The sequence below is a fragment of the Terriglobus sp. YAF25 genome (assembly GCF_052113305.1).
Taxonomy (GTDB): Bacteria; Acidobacteriota; Terriglobia; order Terriglobales; family Acidobacteriaceae; genus Terriglobus.
On record NZ_JBFRCY010000567.1, the window covers coordinates 1 to 3,114 of the forward strand.

Annotated in this window: 3 protein-coding genes; 1 reads left to right on the forward strand and 2 read right to left on the reverse strand. The window is 58.1% G+C overall.

Annotated elements, in window-relative coordinates; genetic code table 11:
- Positions 1-41: 41 nt before the first annotated feature.
- Entirely contained in the window at positions 42-1,355 is a 1,314-nt protein-coding gene (locus AB4043_RS20180; RefSeq protein ID WP_442302538.1) for an adenylosuccinate synthase, read from the reverse strand.
- 129 nt (positions 1,356-1,484) lie between these two features.
- Positions 1,485-2,057 (reverse strand): hypothetical protein, encoded by a 573-nt coding sequence (locus AB4043_RS20185; protein WP_442302539.1) that lies wholly within the window; start codon positions 2,055-2,057, stop codon positions 1,485-1,487.
- A 690-nt stretch (positions 2,058-2,747) separates the two neighbouring features.
- On the opposite strand from AB4043_RS20185, the gene AB4043_RS20190 reads away from it, so the two are divergent.
- Positions 2,748-3,114 (forward strand): hypothetical protein (locus AB4043_RS20190; RefSeq protein ID WP_442307901.1); only part of this gene is annotated, 367 nt, incomplete at its 3' end.

Here is a 3,114-nt window from a genome sequence, read left to right on the forward strand (position 1 = left end):
GCCCGCGTGAACGCGGGCTTTTGCTGCATCTCAAACTTTCCCTATCCAATTACGCTGGCAGCAAACTCCGGCAGAACCATCGTCTGTTCGCGATCCGGACCGGTGGAGACCATACCGATCTTCGCGCCGGTCTCCTTTTCCAGGAACTTCAGATACTCCTGCGCCTTCTTCGGCAGCTTGTCGAACTCGGTAATGCCCTCGGTCGACTCAGCCCAGCCGGGCAGCGTGGTGTAGACCGGCTCCAGGGCTTCCAGACCGCGAACGTCTGCAGGAATGGTGTCGATGACCTTGCCGTCGAGCTTATAAGCGGTGCAGACCGGAATCTCCTTCAGGGAGTCCAAAACGTCCATCTTGGTCACCACCAGCCATTCCGTTCCGTTGATCATATTGCTGTAGCGCAGGATTGGCAGGTCCATCCAGCCGCAGCGGCGCGGGCGTCCGGTAGAGGCGCCGTACTCATTGCCCCGCTTGCGCAGCTCCTCGCCCATCTCTCCATGGATCTCGGTCGGGAACGGACCTTCGCCGACGCGAGTGACATAGGCCTTGGTCACGCCGATGACAGTGCCGATGGCCGTCGGTCCAACGCCGGTGCCGATCACGGCTCCGCCGGCCGTAGCCGAAGAGCTGGTGACGAAGGGATAGGTGCCGTGGTCAATGTCCAGCAGCGCACCCTGGGCGCCCTCGAACATAATCCGCTTCCCTGCCTTCAGGCTGTCATTCATCAGGGTGGCGGTGTCGGTAACGTACGGCGCCACCTGCTCAGCGTAGCGGGCGTACTCCTCGTAGATCTTGGCCGGGTTCAGCGGCTCCGTGCCCCACAAGGCGTGCGCGATGGAGTTCTTCTCATGGCAGGCATTGGTGATGTGGGTGCGCAGCAGGGCCGAATTCAGCAGGTCCACTACGCGCAGGCCATTACGGTGCATCTTGTCTTCATAGGCAGGTCCAATGCCGCGGCTGGTGGTGCCGATCTTTGTGCGCCCGGGGGCGTTCTCGGCGGCCAGCTCGATCATGCGGTGGTAGGGCAGGATCACCTGGGCGCGGTCGCTGACAAAGAGCTGTCCGTCGACCGGCAGACCGGCCTCCTTCAGCATCTTCACCTCGGTCAGGAAGGCGGCAGGGTCCATCACGACGCCATTGCCGATCACGCTGAGGCAGTCCGGCCGCAGCACGCCGCAGGGAATCAGATGCAGGACGTACTTCTTCCCCTTGATGATGACGGTGTGCCCGGCATTGTGCCCACCGGCATACCGCGCCACCACCTGAAACTTCTCTGAGAGGACATCGACAATCTTGCCTTTGCCCTCATCGCCCCACTGGGCGCCCAAAACTACTGCCGATTGTTTCAAAGAAGGCACAGGAAAGAACTCCATGAGACGGAATCAAAACAGCACGGGCCTGTGCTCATCACACAGACCCGCACAACTATCTATTTTATCCTGTCCGCGAAGCGGTGTCCCTGTTGGTCAGGGCGATGGCTGAGGCGATTACTTGTTCGCCACGGGAGGCAAAGCAATGTCGTCGGAGACATACGCCGTAAGTGCCGAGCCTTGCTTGATCTCAATGTTCTTTCCGTGTTTGATGAGGCCAATCGGTCCAAAAAGAACAGTAAGCACCACAGCGCTGGTGGTGCCACTCTCTCCCTCTTTGCCCTTTGTCCCCCGAAGCCTTACTTTCGTATCCCCAACTTTCAGATATTCCAGACGAATACTGAGCTCTCCAGCCTTGCCCATCATTCCTGACTTCTTCGCATTGGTAACTTCGCCGAAAGCCTTGGCTCCCTCTTTTGCAACGGTAACCCCATTAACCTTGAGATCATCCGTGAGCACCAGTGTTACAGGGTCCCCCTCAGTGGCCGTCTTTGAGCTTAGATCCTGCGCAAACTTGAGGTGAACGTCTTCCCCTTCTCGCAGAGTGTACTTCCCTGTGGTATCGGGAGATGTTGAGGCGGCAACGATAGGAGCGGGTGCCGGTGAAGCGGTGGCTTGGGTTTGACCTAACGCGTTGAGTGGGGCAGAAAGCGTGCAGGAAAAGGCGAGTGTTGCAGCAAGACGGTACATCTCTTTGTGTCCTTGAATCAAATGTGGGGAGGAACTGCAGACTACCTTGTGACAAGGTCACTGAGCAAGTGGATTTACGACCTGAGATAGCAGAGGAAATTCAGAAACTCCCTACTCGCAAGGGCCATGCAAATGAGCTGGCGAAGCCTGTGCGCTCCACATACGTCGCCCTCAGCGGCTGAGCCCCTCTTGAGCCCAACCTCGTACGGCACGGCCGTTAAGCAAACCCGCCTTACGAAACGGCCTGGACGCCGTCGAGAGAACGATCGTCAAAGCTGACTTGCTTTATTGTGCGCGGGCGCGCAATAGTTTCGCGCCGGCGGCGCGAATGTCTTGCTTAGGGGAGACGGCTAAAAGCCGTCCCACGCCGCGCCTGAGAAGGAAGCGGCTTCACCCACAGAGAGCATTTTTTCGCGTATGTACCCCTCGACTGCGACAAACCCGTCAAGAGGTGCAAGGACTCACTTCATGTTGAAATTCATTCGCCGCTTAGTCGGCCGTTTGATCGCGAAGTGGCGATCTATTCCTCCGCTTAGCAAAGAAGAGGAAGACGAAGAAAACCAGACGTTTACTTTCTGACGGAGTCTGCCACCCGGCTACACTGTCTCTTCCATGCGTTTTCAGCTCGAAATTAAGGACGCGTCCGATGGTCTTACAGTGCGGGCTGTATATCCGCCGAACCGGCAAACGGTGTTTCTGTGTCTCGCGCCGGCGGCACTGACATTCCTTCTTCTCCTGCTCTTCAGCGAACCGAATGACCGTCCGGTCTGCCTTGCTGCACTTATCCCGCTCGGCTTGGGCCTGTGTCCGGCGTGGCGCCGCTGGTTTGGCGTCGATGCCATGTTCCGCATCTCCGGCGACGGCTTCATCTGCCGCCAGCCTTATGCCGAGTCCCGAGAAGTCTCCTACAGTCTCGCCAATATCAGCGATATCTCATACTGGCGCCCGTGGAGGCGTTACGGAATAGCAGGACTCTACGCGTTCGAGAGGGGTATCAATCCCATGCGTGCGAGCGTCTGCCTCATTCCTCATCTGAACTTCTCCCAATGCATGGAGA

Bases quoted from the DNA above. Each gene is read 5' to 3' on its own strand.
- AB4043_RS20185 (WP_442302539.1), bottom strand. From the start codon at position 2,057: ATGTACCGTCTTGCTGCAACACTCGCCTTTTCCTGCACGCTTTCTGCC.